Raw genomic sequence first — 15396 nt, 5'->3', positions numbered from 1 at the left:
ATTTTTCGGTCGCCGATCCTGTCAGAACCAGGATGGGCCCGCAGCGACGACACACTATGGTTTCTCTGCTCAAAAAAATCATTGGCAGCCGCAATGACCGGCTGCTGAAGCAGTACCGCAAGCAGGTCGCACAGATCAATGCGCTCGAACCTTCCCTGCAGGCGTTGTCAGATGACGAGCTGAAGGCCAAGACCGATGAGTTCCGCCAGCGGATCGCCGGCGGGAAGTCCCTGAATTCCCTGCTGCCGGAAGCCTTCGCCGTCGTGCGCGAGGCCAGCAAGCGCGTCTTCGGCATGCGCCATTTCGATGTGCAGTTGCTGGGCGCCATCGCGCTGCATAACGGCAAGATCGCCGAGATGCGCACCGGCGAAGGCAAGACCCTGATGGCGACCTTGGCGGTCTATCTGAATGCACTGCCTGCGCGTGGCGTCCACGTCGTGACGGTCAACGATTATCTGGCCCGCCGCGACGCCGAATGGATGGGGCGCCTGTACGGTTTCCTGGGCCTTTCGGTGGGGGTCGTCGTCCCGCAGCAGGAAAACGAGGAAAAACGGGCCGCGTATCAGGCTGACATCACCTATGGCACGAACAACGAATACGGGTTCGATTACCTGCGCGACAACATGGAATTCCGCCCGGAAGACCGTCGTCAGCGCAGTCTGGTCTACGCCATCGTCGACGAGGTGGACTCGATCCTGATCGACGAGGCCCGCACGCCGCTGATCATTTCGGGGCAGGCCGAAGACAATACCGAACTGTATGTGCGCATGAACGCGGTGCCGCCCCTGCTGACCCGCATGACCGAGGAACCCAAGCCTCACGAACCTGAACCCGACGGCGATTTCTGGGTCGACGAAAAGGCGCAGCAGGTGCACCTGTCCGAGGCCGGGCAGATCAAGGCCGAGCAGATCATGTCCCGGCTGGGCATCCTGCCAGAAGGCGAGTCCCTGTACGACCCCCGGCACATCGCACTGATACACCATCTGCTGGTGGCGCTGCGGGCGAACAACCTGTTCCATCGCGATCAGCAGTACGTGGTGCAGAACGGAGAAGTCGTCATCGTCGACGAATTCACCGGCCGTCTGATGGCCGGCCGCCGTTGGTCCGACGGCCTGCACCAGGCTGTCGAAGCCAAGGAAGGCGTGCGCATCCAGAACGAGAACCAGACGCTGGCCTCGATCACTTTCCAGAACTATTTCCGCATGTACGACAAGCTGTCGGGCATGACGGGGACGGCCGACACCGAGGCCTACGAGTTCCAGGAGATCTACGGTCTGGAGACCGTGATCATCCCGACCAACCGACCGATGGCCCGCAAGGACCAGAATGACCAGGTCTTCAAGACCGACGCCGAGAAATACCAGGCGATCCTCGCCGACATCGTGGACTGCCACAAGCGTGGCCAGCCGGTCCTGGTCGGGACGACCAGCATCGAGAATTCCGAACGCCTGTCCGATGCCCTGAAAAAGGAAGGGCTGCCGCACGACGTGCTCAATGCCAAGCAGCATGCGCGCGAAGCCGAGATCGTCGCCGAGGCCGGAAAGCCGGGCCATATCACGATCGCCACCAACATGGCCGGTCGCGGTACCGACATCGTGCTGGGTGGCAGCGTCGAAAAGCAGATCGACCTGGTACGCGCGAACGCCGACCTGACTCACGAGGACAAGGAATCCCGCATCGCGGCCATCCGTGCGGAATGGGCGCCCGCCAACGAGGCCGTGAAGCAGGCCGGCGGGCTGCGCATCGTCGGTACCGAACGCCATGAATCGCGCCGCATCGACAACCAACTGCGCGGCCGTGCCGGCCGTCAGGGCGACCCGGGATCGTCGCGTTTCTATCTGTCGCTGGACGACTCCCTGATGCGGATCTTCGCGGGCGACCGCGTGCGGGCCATCATGGAGCGCCTGCGCCTGCCGGAAGGCGAGCCCATCGAGGCGCGCATGGTGTCGCGCTCGATCGAGTCCGCCCAACGCAAGGTCGAAGGCCGCAACTTCGATATCCGCAAGCAGCTGCTGGAATACGATGACGTCGCCAACGACCAGCGCAAGGTGCTGTATGGCCAGCGCAACGAGGTGCTGGAAGCCACCTCGGTCGCCGAGACGATCGGTAATCTGCGCGATGCCGAGATCACGACCGTTTTCCGCCGTTACCTGCCCGAGGAAACGATGGAAGAGCAGTGGGACGTGCCGGGCCTGCAGACGACGCTGGAATCGGACTGGGCCATGCCCATGCCGCTGGCGGAGATGCTGGAAAAGGAACCCAATCTGACCGACGACGATCTGCTGGAACGGGTGTTGGCCGAGGCCAAGCGTCTGTACGACGACAAGGTCGCCCTGGTCGGCAGCGAGGGCTGGGGTCCGTTTGAGCGCTCCGTGCTGCTGCAGGCGCTGGACACGAACTGGCGGGCGCACCTGGCGTCGCTGGATCACCTGCGCCAGGGTATTCATCTGCGGGGCTATGCCCAGGTGGACCCCAAGCAGGCCTACAAGCGCGAGGCGTTCACGCTGTTTTCGGACATGCTGGACCGCATCCGCAATGAAACCATTCGGGTGCTGATGACGGTGCGCATCCAGTCGGCCGAGCAGGTCGAGGTCGAGGAACCTGCCTCACCGGCACTGGAAAACGTGCGCTACCATCATGCCGATTACGATGCGGCGTTGCGTGGCGATGATCCGGGGCTGGATCAGGCACCGGACCAGGCGGCGGGGATGCCGGCGGGCGCCGTGCCGCGCGTGGGGCGCAATGATCCGTGCCCGTGCGGCAGCGGGAAGAAGTACAAGCACTGCCACGGGCGGTTGGCGTAAACAGCCGCGCGTATCTGGCCGGGCCCTGCATCATTGCACGGTCCGGTTTTTTGTATGTGATGTTTTTATGGGATGCCTCGGTGGTGTCCCGAGACCGCTCCGGTCGCTGGTCGTCCGGTTCCGGCTTTGCCGGAACTGCCCGGCCGCCAGGCCATTTCCGGGGCGCTCGCCAAACGCGCGGGGTGGTCAGTCCCCCAGACTGACCACAAGCGTCCCGCTTGAACGGTGGCTCGCTTGCCTCCCCTTCAATGGCCTTCTGGCCGGCGGACTCCAACAGCGCCCGGAGCGGCCTCGGGACAACCCCTGACGAGATTTGGGCACGTGCGCTGATGTGGCATGTCGTGCGGCTGTGGTTCGTGGTCTTTTTCGTCAGGTCATGTGGCGCGCAAAAACAGGCACCACGTGACCGAGCTGTCACATAAGAATTACAGCAGGAACACCGTCGCCAGTCCCAGGAACAGGAAAAAACCCAGCGAGTCCGTTGCGAACGTCAGCAGCACCGACGATCCCATGGCCGGGTCCTTTCCAAAGCGGTCGCGCAGCAGCGGGATCAGCACCCCCAGCGTCGCGCCGATCAGCATGTTGCCCACCATTGCCGCCATCATCACGCCGGAGATCGCATAGGAATCCGAAATCACCCAGGCGAACGTCGCCGCCACCAGGCTGCCGCAGGCGCCCACCATGAACGTCACCTGCAGCTCGCGTTTGACCAGCTGCCAGACATTCGCGCCTGTCACGCGGCCCGTGGCCATCGCGCGGATGATCATGGTCATCGTCTGATTGCCCGAATTGCCGCCGATCCCGGCGACGATCGACATCAGGAACGCCAGGATCACGATGTGGCTGACCGTTTCCTCGAAACGGGAAGCCACCAGCGACGCGATGGAGGCCGTGCACAGATTGACCAGCAGCCAGGGCGCCCGGTTGCGCAGCGCTGACAGGGCGGGGGCGAAGATGTCTTCTTCCTGCAGGCCGGCGCGCGACAGTTGTTGTTCCTGGGAGTCTTCCTGCAGCACGTCCACGACTTCGTCGATCGTGACCCGGCCGATCAGGCGGCCCTGCTCGTCCACCACCGGCGCCGACACCAGGTCGTAGCGCTCGAATGCCCCGGCGGCATCGGCGTCCGAATCCATGGGATTCAGGCTCAGGACGTCGGGCTCCATCACGGTATTGACCAGCGTGTCGGGTTCGCTGACCAGCAGGCGCGACAGCGACAACGTGCCGCGCAGCTGATCGGTGCGATCCACCACGAAGATCTGGTCGGTGTGGTCCGGCAGCTCGTGCAGACGGCGCAGATAGCGCAGGACGACCTCCAGTGTGACGTCCTCGCGCACGCGCACCATGTCGAAATCCATGATTGCCCCGACGGTGTCCTCGGGGTAGCCCATGGCGGCGATCAGCTGGGCGCGCTCGGCGTCGGTCAGCCCCTTCTGGACTTCGGAAATGACCTCGGCGGGCAGATCGGGGGCCAGATCGGCGATCTCGTCGGCATCCATGGTGCCGGTCGCCGCGATCAGGTCCTCGTGGTCCATGGACTGGATCAGCGACTCGCGGACCCAGTCCTCGACCTCCAGCAGCACGTCGGCGTCGTATTCCTGGCTGACCAGTTGCCAGACGATCTGGCGTTGCGCGACGGGCAGCGATTCCAGGATGAAGGCGATGTCGGCTGGGTGCAGAGCGTTGATGATCTGCCGGATCTCGTCCTCGTGCTGGCGCTGCAGCATGCCTTCGAGCAGGTTCGATGCTTCCTCGTCGTCGGATTCCGGCTGCCGTTGGGCGAGCGATTCCACGACTTCCTGGCGCTTCAGGATGGCTTGCAGTTCCTGGAGGGCTTGCTGGGCGTCTTCCGGGTCCAGGCGTCGGGGGATGACAACAGGCGTGGCGGTGTCGGAAACCGGTTGGTCGGCCATGCGTGCGGTCTTCTCAGATTGGGGGTAGCGGGCGGCTGTGACGGTTTTCGTCGGTCGCGACGTAGGTCAGCGTGGCTTCGGTGACCTTGACCACTTCGGTTTCCAGGCGCTGCCGTTCGGCATAGACCTCGACGTCGACGGTGATCGACGTGCGCCCGGAGCGCGTGATTTCCGCGTAGAAGCTGAGCAGGTCGCCGACGAAGACGGGCTGCTTGAACGTGAAGGCGTTGACCGCCACCGTGGCGACGCGGCCGCCGGCGCGGCGTGCCGCCGGGATGGATCCGGCAATGTCCACCTGGGACATGATCCAGCCCCCGAAGACGTCGCCGTGGATGTTGGCGTCGGCCGGCATGGGCATCACGCGCAGGACGGCAGGGCGATGATGGGAGGGTAGGGTGTCGGACATGGGGACCTCGGCGGATGGGCTGCGCCAGCAGTTCGGTCGCGTGCAGGCGGGTGCAGCGGTGCAGCGCGTATTTTACGTCAGGCGCCGGTGCCTGTTTCCAGATACCGCCGCGCCAGCATCACCCAATACGCCGCGCCCAGCGGGATCAGGGCGTCATTGAAGTCGTAGCTGCCGTTATGCAGGGTGCAGGGGCCCAGGCCGTGACCCGGGGTCCGGTGGTCGCCCGTGCCGTTGCCGATCCAGACGTAGCAGCCGGGCCTGGCCTGCAGCATGAAGGCGAAATCCTCGGCGCCCATCGACGGGCGGACCGGGTTGCGGACCTGGTCGGCACCGACCAGATCGGTCATCACCCGGGCGCACAGCGCCGTTTCCGCAGGATGGTTGATGGTGGCGGGATATTCGCGGCTGAAACGGAATTCCGCCGTGCAGCGCAGGGCCTGGCTTAGGTGCAGGGTGATGTCCCGCATGCGGGTTTCGATCAGGTCCAGGACTTCGGTGCCCAGGGTGCGCACCGTGCCGCGTAGGACCGCCTGGTCGGGGATGACGTTATCGGCCGATCCCGCGTGGATCTGGGTCACGCTGATGACCCCGGGGTCGAGCGGGTCCTGGTCGCGCGTCAGGATGGTCTGGAAGGCCAGTGTCAGCTGGGCGGCGGCGATGATGGGGTCCACCCCCAGGTGCGGCATGGCCCCGTGTGCCCCGCGACCGGTCAGGATGATTTCGAAGCGGTTGCTGGAAGCCATGATGGGCCCAGGGGTCAGGCCGAAGGTGCCCACCGGCAGCCCGGGCCAGTTGTGCATGCCGAACACCGCATCCATGGGAAACTGGTCGAACAGGCCGTCTTCGATCATGCGCCGGGCACCGCCCCCGCCTTCCTCGGCGGGCTGGAAGATCACATGGACCGTGCCATCGAAGTCCGGATATTCGGCCAGATGGCGGGCTGCCGCCAGCAGCATCGTCGTGTGTCCGTCGTGGCCGCAGGCGTGCATGACGCCCGGGTTGCGGCTGGCGTGGGCAAAGGTGTTGGCCTCGGGCATGGGCAGTGCGTCCATGTCGGCGCGCAGGCCCACGGACCTGCCCGGCTTGCGCCCGGCGATGCGTCCGACGACACCGGTTTCACCCAGGTCGCGGTGCGTCTCGATACCCCAGGATTCCAGCAGGCGGGCGACCGTGTCCGCTGTCCGGACTTCCTGGAAGGCGAGTTCGGGCCAGGCGTGGATGGATCGCCGGATGTCGGTCATGTCGGGCAGCCAGCCATCCAGCGTGTCGAGAAGTGCCTGTTTCATAAGTGTTTCGTGATCAGCGTAGCCAGTTCCGTGGCGATATGGGCGTTGGAGGCCACGACATAGCCGCCTTCGGGCCAGGGTTCCTGGCCGCGGATGTCCTCGCAGACGCCACCCGCGGCGCGTACCAGCGCGGTGCCGGCCGCCACATCCCAGGGAGCCAGGCCCATTTCCCAGTATCCATCGTAGCGCCCGCAGGCCGTCCAGGCCAGATCCAGGGCGGCCGAGCCGAAGCGGCGGACACCTCGCGTCTGGTGCATGGCATCCAGAAAGCCGGGCATGTATTGGTGTTCGAAGGAAAAATCGCGGAAGGGAAAGCCGGTGGCCAGGACCGACTGGTCCAGCGAGCGGGTATTCGAACACCGGATGCGCCGGCCGTTGAGCCAGGCACCGATGCCGTACAGGGCGGAAAACAGTTCTTCCCGGTTCGGGTCGTAGATGACGCCGATGAGTGGCGTGTCCTGCGGCAGCGGCGTCTGCCCGTCGGGCCGGCAGCCGGCATGGCCGATCAGGGCGATGGACACCGCGTAGTGCGGGATGCCGCTGAGGAAATTCGTGGTGCCGTCGAGAGGATCGATGCACCATGTGGCTCTGGCGCCCGGCTGTCCGCCCGATTCCTCGGCCACGATGCCGATGTCGGGAGTGCGTTTGCGCAGGATCTCGATGATGGTCTGTTCGGCCTCGCGGTCGGCCTGGGAGACCAGGTCGTTGCGCTGCTTGGTGTCGATGACCAGGTCGGAATGGTGGACGGCATGGGTTTGTAAAATGGCAGCCGCTGCGTGGGCGGCTGTGACGGCAGCGTCCAGATAGTCGGCCGACAGGAGGTGCGGTGTCAACATGTCAGTATCGTTCCTGTACTGCGCCCAGGAAGCCGCCTACCGGCCCATGCGGCGTTTCATTCATTTTACGTGAGCCTTCCCGGAGCAGACATCAGCATGTCAGGCCCTTATGAAATTCTGGAACCCGCGGTCTGGCACGAAGATGCGGACGGCACCCCGCGCAGCGACCGCTATGGTGATGTTTATTACGGCCAGGCGGGGGCGCTGGATCAGGCGCGGCATGTTTTTTTGCATGGCAATGGCCTGCCGGGACGCTGGCGGGGCCGTGACGCCTTTACCATCTGCGAGACCGGCTTCGGACTGGGGCAGAATTTCCTGGCTGCCTGGCAGGCCTGGCGTGACGACGCACAGCGCAGCGCCCGCCTGCACTACCTGGCCTTCGAGGCGCATCCGTTCCGCCCGGACGACCTGTGCCGAGCCTGGGGGCGGCTGCCGGATGCCCTGCGGCCGCTGGCCGGTGAACTGGCGGCGTGCTGGCCAGACCTGTTGCCGGGGGTGCACCGGCTCGATCTGGAGGGTGGCCGGCTGAGCCTGACGCTCGTCTTTGGCGATGTCCGGCGCATGGCGCGGCAGGCCCAGGCCTGCGTGGATGCTTTTTTCCTCGATGGTTTCGCTCCCCGTGTGAATCCCGACATGTGGTCGCCGTCGCTGTTCGGCCAGCTGCGGCGCCTGGCGCTGGCGGGTGCCACGGCGGCGACCTGGTGTTCGGCCGGGCAGGTGCGCCGTGATCTGCGCGATGCCGGGTTTCTGGTCAGCAAGGCGCCCGGCATCGCGGGCAAGCGGGACATCACGGTGGCGGTCCTGCGGCCCGGCCTGGGAGCTGGGCCCTTGGCGTCTCGGCGGCAGCGAGTGGCGATCGTGGGCGGTGGTCTGGCCGGCGCGGGCGTGGCGCAGGCGCTGGCGGCGCGTGGCCATGCGGTCCACGTGTGGGATCCGCAGTGCGCGCTGGACGTGGGCCCGGCATACCGGCTGCGTGGCGCCGCCGCCCTGGTGCCCGCGCTCAGTCCGGATGACGACACCCGCTCGCGCCTGAGCCGCGTCGGGTTGGAACGGGCCTGGGCGCGCTGGCGGACGCTTTCCGACGATGCCCGCCCCGATCCCTGCGGCGCCCTGGTGTGCGCGCGTACGCAGGATCAGGCCGCCTTGCAGCGGCAGGCGATGGCGCGCCTGCGGTTTCCGTCGGAATGGGTTCGGTGGCTCGATACGTCGCCCGCCAGCTTCCAGGCCGGCGTGGCCGTACCGTTAGGCGGTCTCTGGTTTCCCCGGGCGCTGCGGGTGTGTCCCGGCGCCCTGACAGCCGAACTGCTGTCGGGTCTCGGGGTGACGCGCGGCGCGACTCGGGTGGACCGGGTGCGGGCCGGCGCGGATGGTGGCTGGCAACTGATCGATGCGACGGGCAGCGTGCTGGATCGGGCCGATCAGGTCGTCCTGGCCAATGCCCGCGACGCGGCCTCGCTGTTGGCGGGGGTGGTGCCTTTGTCAGGCTGGCCGGTGCTGTCGGGCATGACGCCGATTGCGGGGCAGGTCAGTCTGTATCCCGTTCGCCCGGATGAACCCGCCGTGCCGCGCTGCGTGCTGTCCGGCAAGGGCTATTGCCTGCCGCCACGGCACGGCTGGGCGGTGGTCGGCAGCACCTATCGGCCCGACGTGGCCGACAGTGTCTCCGACGCGGCCGGCCATCAGGATATTCTGAATCGGATCGGTGGGTGGTTGCCCGCTGGCGCGGTTCCCTGGTTGGGGCGCGAGGCGCCGCAGGGCTGGGCGGGCTGGCGCGTGGCTACGAGGGACCATCTGCCCATCATCGATCAGGTGCCGCATCAGCCTGGATTGTGGCTGGCTTGCGCCTACGGGTCGCGCGGCCTGAGCTGGTCCGCGCTGGCGGGGGATCTGATCGCGGCCCGCCTGGATGGCGAGCCCTGGCCGATCGAGCGCGAACTGACGCATCGGATCCGACTGCGCTGATCCGGGGGGATCCCCGATTTACGTCGATGGTCGTCGATGCGGAACGCTCAAACCGGCCCGGATTTTATTTTATGGCGTAAATCCGTCAGAATAATGTCCTTTACCAAGACTCATGCGGGCAAATCGCCCAGAGGATCACGCTGTGTCGCCCACCATCGAATTGGCGGACCAACTGTTCGAGACTGGCCCGGTCACCACGACGTCGTCCTGCGTCGAATGGGCCTACCATTCAGATGAATGGTGTTTGCGGATCGAAGCCCACGCGCCCGGTGTGTTCCGGCTGCGCTGTGGCCCGCGTACCTGGCTGGAGCCAGGCAAACCCACCCTGCGCGCCCAGCGGCAGGCCGATATGCTGTTGGCACGCCAGGAAGCCGTCGGCGAGTTCGACTGCCAGTCGCCCGAGCCGGGGCACTGGCGGCTGAGCCACGGGGAAGCCTGTCTGGCGATCGGCGGGGCCGATCCCGTCCTGAGCCTGTCGTGTCGCGACCTCGGGGTGGCACAGGCCCGACTGTCGGCGCGACCGGTGGCGGATGCCGATGGGGAATCCCGCTGGCGGATCGAATGGTCCCTGGACGAGGACGAAGGGCTCTTCGGCCTGGGCGAGACCCTGGGCGATCTGGACCGGCGGGCCTCGCTTCTGGTGTCCGACGCGCCTGCGGACCGCTGCCTGCCGTTGGCCTGGAGCCCGCGCGGCTGGGGGGTGTATGTCAACACGCTGGACCGGGTCGAGCATGACCTGACCGAGCAGGCCTCCTATACGATCCGCGCCCGGGGGGCGGGCCTGGATCTGTTCCTGTTCGTCGGCGAACCCGGCGAGATCCTCAATCAATACACCGCGTTGACGGGGCGCGCCGGCCAGCCCAATCTCTGGCCCATGGGGGTGTGGCTTGACCAGGCCCAGGGTCAGACGGCGGAACAGAGCCTGCAGCAGATCCGCAGCTTGCGTGCGCAGGGGATGGCGCTGGATGTCCTGAGGCTGGCTGACCCGGCCATCGTCGGTTTCCAGACGGATAAGCCCGTATTCGAATGGTCGGATCGCGAACCGAACTGGCGGGCGTTGGTCACCGGCGCCGAGGCGCTGGACGTGCATCTGGCGGGCAGTTGCATTCCAGGGGTGCTGCAGGGCACGCCGCTGTTCGACGAATGGGAAGACCGCGGCTGGCTGTTGTGCGATGCTGACGGGTCGGCCTGGGTATGTCCCGGGACGCCCGCGTCGGGCGGGCAGCCTTTCGGCCTGCTGGACCTGACGCACAAGGACGCCGGCCGCCTCTGGACCGAACGCCATCAGCAGGCACTGGAAGACGGCCTGGATGCGCCGGTCTGTCAGGCACAGTTCGATTTCCCGGCGAACATCGAGGCACGCGGCGGCGAGGCCGATGCCGTCCTGCGGACCAGTTATCCGCACCTGGCGCGCCGCGCCCTGTTCGATGCCGTCGCAGCGCCACGCACACCCCAGGAAGGCGTGATGCTCAGCCGTGACCTGTTCCCGGGCGTGCAGCGTTTCGCCTGGCAGCAGGGGCCCGATGTCGACAACAGCTGGGCCGGTTACGCCGAAACCCTGCGCGCTGCCCTGTCGGTGGGCAATAGCGGGGTGGCGGTACAGACGCATCGCCTGGGCAGCGCCGAACGCACCCCCCAATCCATGACGGCCGAACTGTATCTGCGCTGGCTGGCCATGAGCGTGTTCTCCGCCAATTTCAGCCTCCAGGGCCATCCCGATCTGATGCCGGATGCCTTCGATGCCGACACCCGCGCAAAGATCAAGCACTGGTTGCAGTGGCGCTACCGTCTATTGCCTTATGTGGCGGGCATCATCGACGATGCCGTGCGCACCGGCCTGCCGGTTCAGCGGTCCATGGCGCAGGCGTATCCGGCCGATCCGGACGCCCATGTCTGGGACACCCAGTACCTGCTGGGGCCGGCCCTGCTGGTGGCGCCCGTCATGCAGCCGGGGGGCGAAACCGAAGTCTATCTGCCCCAGGGTGACGCCTGGTGGGATCTGAATACCGGCTGGCGCTACGAGGGCGGCACGCGCTGGACGCTGCGACCGGGGCTGGATACTCTGCCGGTATTCGGCCGCGAGGGCCATATGCTGTGCCTGGGGCCTGTCGCCCAGCATACGGGGGAAATCAATTCCGCCCGTATCCTGGAAGAGGTCTGGATGTTCGGCATGCCCGAGCACAATCCCGTCGTGATGCGCAACAAGATCCGCGTCATGCAGATGCAGGGTTCCAGCTACATAAAAGGCCTGGAAGGCCTGCGTATCCTGCCGTCCGAAGGGCTTGAGGTCAAACGCCGCGGCGCCGAAGTCCGCATTTCACGGGCTCGATGATTCCGTGACCGGCACGTCGACGCAGAACCCGGGGTCGAAGACCGGGTTTTCGTTGACGCCGTCGCGGCAATAGCCCCGGGGATTGCACAGGACCCGGGTACCGCGCACGGTGTAGTCGAAACTGTCATGAGTGTGGCCGTGGATCCACAGGCATGCGCGCCCCATCAGGCCGGTGCAGTCCGACACGAAACCCGCGCTGACCAGGGAATCCTCGAAGCGCGGGTGCACGCTGCGCAGGCTGGGGGCGTGGTGGGTGATGACCACGGTCGGCCCGTCGGACGGCTCGTCCAGCGTACGGTCCAGCCAGTCATATTGTTCCCGGAACAGCGCGACTGCGTCTTTCGGCGTGAAACGAGAGCCGTCGCCGTTGCGGATCACCTGGAAATCCCGCATGAACTGGCCGGTCTGTTCCATGGCCTGCTCACGCAGTTCGGTGCCGAACAGCTCGAAATCGGTCCATAGCGTCGTGCCCAGGAAGCGCACGCCGTTGATCACGGTCGCCCGCTGATCCAGCAACTGGATGCCGTGTTCGGCGGCGGCGCGTGCCAAATCGGCCCTGACCCCGGGAACATCGCCCCCGTAGAATTCGTGGTTGCCCGGCACATAGATCACCGGCCCTCGGATTCTGGCCGCCCATTGCATGGCCGCCTGAGGGCGGGCGATGTCGCCCGCCAGGATGGTGACGTCGGCTGGGGTGTCGGGCAGTGCCAGCCCCTGCATGCTCAGGTGCAGGTCGGACAGGATTCGCAGCCGCAAGGTGGTGTGGTCGTGAAAGTCGGACATGACGATGGGGTCTCCGGAGTTCAGTAACGCTTGACGATATTCTTATAAAGTGCCAAAATTTAAGGCTTATGTTGGGTCGTTAGCTCAGTCGGTAGAGCACCGGACTTTTAATCCGTTGGTCGCGCGTTCGAGCCGCGCACGACCCACCACATTTTCCCAGGTGTCTGGCATTGGCCCAGGCACTGTCAAAAAATCTTCCTTGTCTGTCGTGCCAGACAATCGGTCCGCTGCACGGCCTGTCTCCGGACCCGACCTGCGGCCACCGCCCAGGTTGCTCGAAGATGCCAAACGTCTGGGCAACACACATCTGCTTGATATTCTGCCGCCCCGATCGGGCGGGTGTGAATCCGTGTTTGTGCGCATTCTTGTTCTCATTTGAAACAATTGCTTCTGTCGTCCGGGCGGATGACAAGCTCTGGCGGGATGCGTTGGCGAAGATCAATGGTTATCTGGCCTTAGTCGGGATCGACAAATCGCGCCTTGCCTTCTGACTGCGCAGATCTGGCTGAGTGATATCGGCCCGGGCTTCCGGTGAAAATCATCGGGAGCGGAGCCATCCGGAGGGTCCCTGTGCCCGGGATCTTCCGCTAATATCGGCGCATGGAAATCCGACAACTGCGTTATTTTGTCAGCGTCATCGAGCAGGGCAGCCTGGGCAAGGCGGCTCGTGAGCTGGGCCTGGTGACATCCGCCCTGAGCCAGCAGATCAGCCGTCTCGAATCCGAATTGTCGACCCGGCTGTTGCAGCGGACGCACACCGGAGTGATCGCCACGGATGCGGGGATTGCCTTCTTTCGGCAGGCGCAGCTCGCCTTGCGTCATTTCGACGAGGCAGTGCGCGCGGCGCAGCAGGCGCGTCTGTCTGGCTATGTCAGTATCGGGCTGGCGCCAACGACCGCATCGGTGATGGCATTGCCCTTGATCATGGCGATGCGGGAACGATATCCGGATATCCGGCTGCATCTGGTGGAGTCCTTGTCGGGCCACCTGTCCGCCATGCTGAACGCGCGCCAGTTGGATCTAGCCATTCTGTTCAGCGGAAAATCAGGCCGCCATTGGACGATCTCGCCGTTGCTGGAGGAATCCCTGTATCTGATGGCGGCTCGCGGGTTTTGCGGTTTCCCGGCGCGGCGTAACATTGCGCTGGCTGAACTGGCCGGGCTGCCGCTGGCCATGCCGACGCATCTGCATGGCTTGCGCGGTGTGCTGGCTTCGGCTGCGCATCAACAGTCCCTGGGACTGAACGTGACGATGGAAATCGACTCGCTGGCGGTGCTCATGGATGCGGTGAGAGCTGGCTTGGTGGCGACGATTCAGCCCGGGGCTGCCGTCCATCGACTGGGCCGGTCTCCCCTGCGTATGGCGCGAGTGACCGATACCTGGCTGGTCCGTCGCAATTTTCTGGTTAGCCTGCCCGAAAATGAGCTGTCTCCCGCCGCCCTGGCGGCCCGGGTCGTCGTGCGTGATGTTGCACGTGATCTCCTGGAGGCGGGAAAGTGGCTGGGGGCCGTGGCCTCCCGCCCGGATGATCCGGGGCCTCCCGGTCAGCTGCATGATTCCGGCGTCGCCATTCACGAATCGTGAAGGGGGCTTGATCCACACCGGTCTAGCGAGCAGGGACGAACTTGCTTAGTCTTTCGGGGTAGACAATCCTTGAAGGGCAAACCATGCTCGACGTTTTGGTGATCGGTGGCGGTAATGCCGCATTGTGCGCCGCCTTGATGGCCCGCGAGGCGGGTGCCAGCGTACTGATGCTGGAAGGTTCTCCCCGGGAATGGCGGGGCGGCAATTCTTCCCACACACGCAATCTGCGCTGCATGCACGATGCGCCGCAGGATGTGCTGGTGGATGCCTACCCCGAAGAGGAGTTTTGGCAGGACCTGTTCAAAGTGACGGGCGGCCGTACCAACGAGGCCCTGGCGCGAATTGCGATTCGGGCATCGGCGACCTGCCGTCCCTGGATGCGCAAGCACGGCGTGAATTTCCAGCCGCCGCTTTCCGGTGCCCTGCACGTAGCCCGGACCAATGCGTTCTTTCTGGGCGGCGGCAAGGCCCTGGTGAATGCCTATTACCGCAGCGCGGAATCGTTGGGCGTCCAGATCCGGTACGACGCCATGGTCGACCGGCTGGAACTGGAAAACGGGCGGTTCCTGGCAGCCTGGGTGGGCCAGGAACGAATCGAGGCGCGCGCCTGTGTGGTCGCCTCCGGCGGGTTCGAATCGAACCGCGAGTGGCTGCGTGAGGCATGGGGTCAGAACGAAGCGGGCGAGTGGCCGGCGGACAACTTTCTGATTCGTGGTACCCGGTTCAATCGGGGCGTTCTGTTGCGTGACTTGCTGGATCAAGGCGCCGACAGGATAGGCGACCCGACCCAATTTCATTCAGTGGCCATCGACGCGCGCGCCCCTCTGTATGACGGCGGGATTTGCACCCGTATCGATTGTGTTTCCCTGGGGATCATGGTCAACCGCGAGGCCAGGCGGTTCTATGACGAGGGCGAGGATTTCTGGCCCAAACGCTATGCGATCTGGGGACGCCTGGTGGCCCAGCAGCCCGGGCAGATCGGCTATTCGGTCATCGACTCCAAGGCAGTGGGCCATTTCATGCCGCCTGTCTTCAAGGGCGAGCGTGCCGACACGCTCGAGGAACTCGCACGGCGTGTGGGACTTGATGTGGATGTGTTCATGCGCACTGTGAATGACTATAACGCCGCGTGCGTGGCCGGGACCTTCAATCATGAAGTGCTGGACGATTGTCATACCGAAGGCATTGTTCCGCCAAAGACGCATTGGGCGCGACTGCTGGATACGCCTCCGTTCTATGCCTATGCGCTTCGTCCCGGGATCACGTTCACCTACCTGGGCGTTCAGGTGGACGAGCGGGCTAGCGTCCATTTTGGTGGTCGGGCCAGTGAAAACCTGTATGCGGCGGGCGAGGTCATGGCGGGCAATGTCCTCGGCCAGGGATACACCGCCGGAGTAGGCATGAGTATTGGCACGGCATTTGGGCGAATCGCCGGTTCCCAGGCGGCCGCCACCGCCCTGAAGCAGCTCGCTGTGGCGCCGGCTGTCTAATCT

The 15396-nt window shown here is 65.2% G+C and carries 10 protein-coding genes and 1 tRNA gene; 6 read left to right on the top strand and 5 right to left on the bottom strand.

The window, feature by feature from the left end:
• Window positions 1–56: 56 nt before the first annotated feature.
• Complete coding sequence (gene secA / locus ABCV34_RS09605; protein ID WP_345796000.1) at window positions 57–2804, top strand: preprotein translocase subunit SecA; 2748 nt, start codon at window positions 57–59, stop codon at window positions 2802–2804.
• Between the two features lie 425 nt (window positions 2805–3229).
• Here secA and mgtE read toward each other — a convergent pair whose 3' ends face one another.
• The 4 genes from mgtE to ABCV34_RS09585 form a co-directional block, all read right to left on the bottom strand.
• Complete coding sequence (gene mgtE / locus ABCV34_RS09600) at window positions 3230–4714, bottom strand: magnesium transporter (RefSeq protein WP_345795999.1); 1485 nt, start codon at window positions 4712–4714, stop codon at window positions 3230–3232.
• A gap of 13 nt (window positions 4715–4727) precedes the next feature.
• Window positions 4728–5120, bottom strand: coding sequence for an acyl-CoA thioesterase (locus ABCV34_RS09595; RefSeq protein WP_345795998.1), 393 nt, complete (start codon window positions 5118–5120; stop codon window positions 4728–4730).
• A gap of 77 nt (window positions 5121–5197) precedes the next feature.
• The gene (locus ABCV34_RS09590) at window positions 5198–6406 is read right to left on the bottom strand and encodes a M20 aminoacylase family protein (RefSeq protein WP_345795997.1); all 1209 of its coding nucleotides are present in this window, start codon (window positions 6404–6406) and stop codon (window positions 5198–5200) included.
• Window positions 6403–7242 carry an inositol monophosphatase family protein gene (locus ABCV34_RS09585; protein WP_345795996.1) on the bottom strand — a complete coding sequence of 280 codons (840 nt, stop codon included), beginning with the start codon at window positions 7240–7242 and terminating at the stop codon, window positions 6403–6405. Before ABCV34_RS09585 ends, ABCV34_RS09590 begins: the two co-directional genes overlap by 4 nt.
• 96 nt (window positions 7243–7338) lie before the next feature.
• Here ABCV34_RS09585 and mnmC point away from each other — a divergent pair, with 96 nt between their 5' ends.
• Both mnmC and ABCV34_RS09575 read left to right on the top strand, forming a co-directional pair.
• Entirely contained in the window at window positions 7339–9204 is a 1866-nt protein-coding gene (mnmC, locus tag ABCV34_RS09580; RefSeq protein WP_345795995.1) for an FAD-dependent 5-carboxymethylaminomethyl-2-thiouridine(34) oxidoreductase MnmC, read from the top strand.
• Window positions 9205–9448: 244 nt separating this feature from the next.
• Window positions 9449–11536 (top strand): glycoside hydrolase family 31 protein, encoded by a 2088-nt coding sequence (locus tag ABCV34_RS09575; RefSeq protein ID WP_345798754.1) that lies wholly within the window; start codon window positions 9449–9451, stop codon window positions 11534–11536.
• Here ABCV34_RS09575 and ABCV34_RS09570 read toward each other — a convergent pair.
• A complete protein-coding gene (locus tag ABCV34_RS09570) occupies window positions 11522–12319 on the bottom strand; it encodes a metallophosphoesterase (protein ID WP_345795994.1) in 798 nt (265 codons plus the stop codon). The genes ABCV34_RS09575 and ABCV34_RS09570 overlap by 15 nt on opposite strands.
• Before the next feature lie 73 nt (window positions 12320–12392).
• On the opposite strand from ABCV34_RS09570, the gene ABCV34_RS09565 reads away from it, so the two are divergent.
• The 3 genes from ABCV34_RS09565 (at window position 12393) to tcuA (ending at window position 15393) form a co-directional block, all read left to right on the top strand.
• Window positions 12393–12468: transfer RNA gene (locus ABCV34_RS09565), tRNA-Lys, on the top strand.
• A 451-nt stretch (window positions 12469–12919) separates the two neighbouring features.
• Entirely contained in the window at window positions 12920–13903 is a 984-nt protein-coding gene (locus ABCV34_RS09560) for a LysR substrate-binding domain-containing protein (RefSeq protein ID WP_345795993.1), read from the top strand.
• Window positions 13904–13986: 83 nt separating this feature from the next.
• Window positions 13987–15393, top strand: a complete 1407-nt coding sequence (gene tcuA, locus ABCV34_RS09555) for an FAD-dependent tricarballylate dehydrogenase TcuA (protein WP_345795992.1) — start codon at window positions 13987–13989, stop codon at window positions 15391–15393.
• Window positions 15394–15396: the final 3 nt, after the last annotated feature.

This window comes from Castellaniella sp. MT123 (assembly GCF_039614765.1).
Taxonomy (GTDB): domain Bacteria; phylum Pseudomonadota; class Gammaproteobacteria; order Burkholderiales; family Burkholderiaceae_B; genus Castellaniella.
This window is presented reverse-complemented; position numbering and strand designations above follow the sequence as displayed.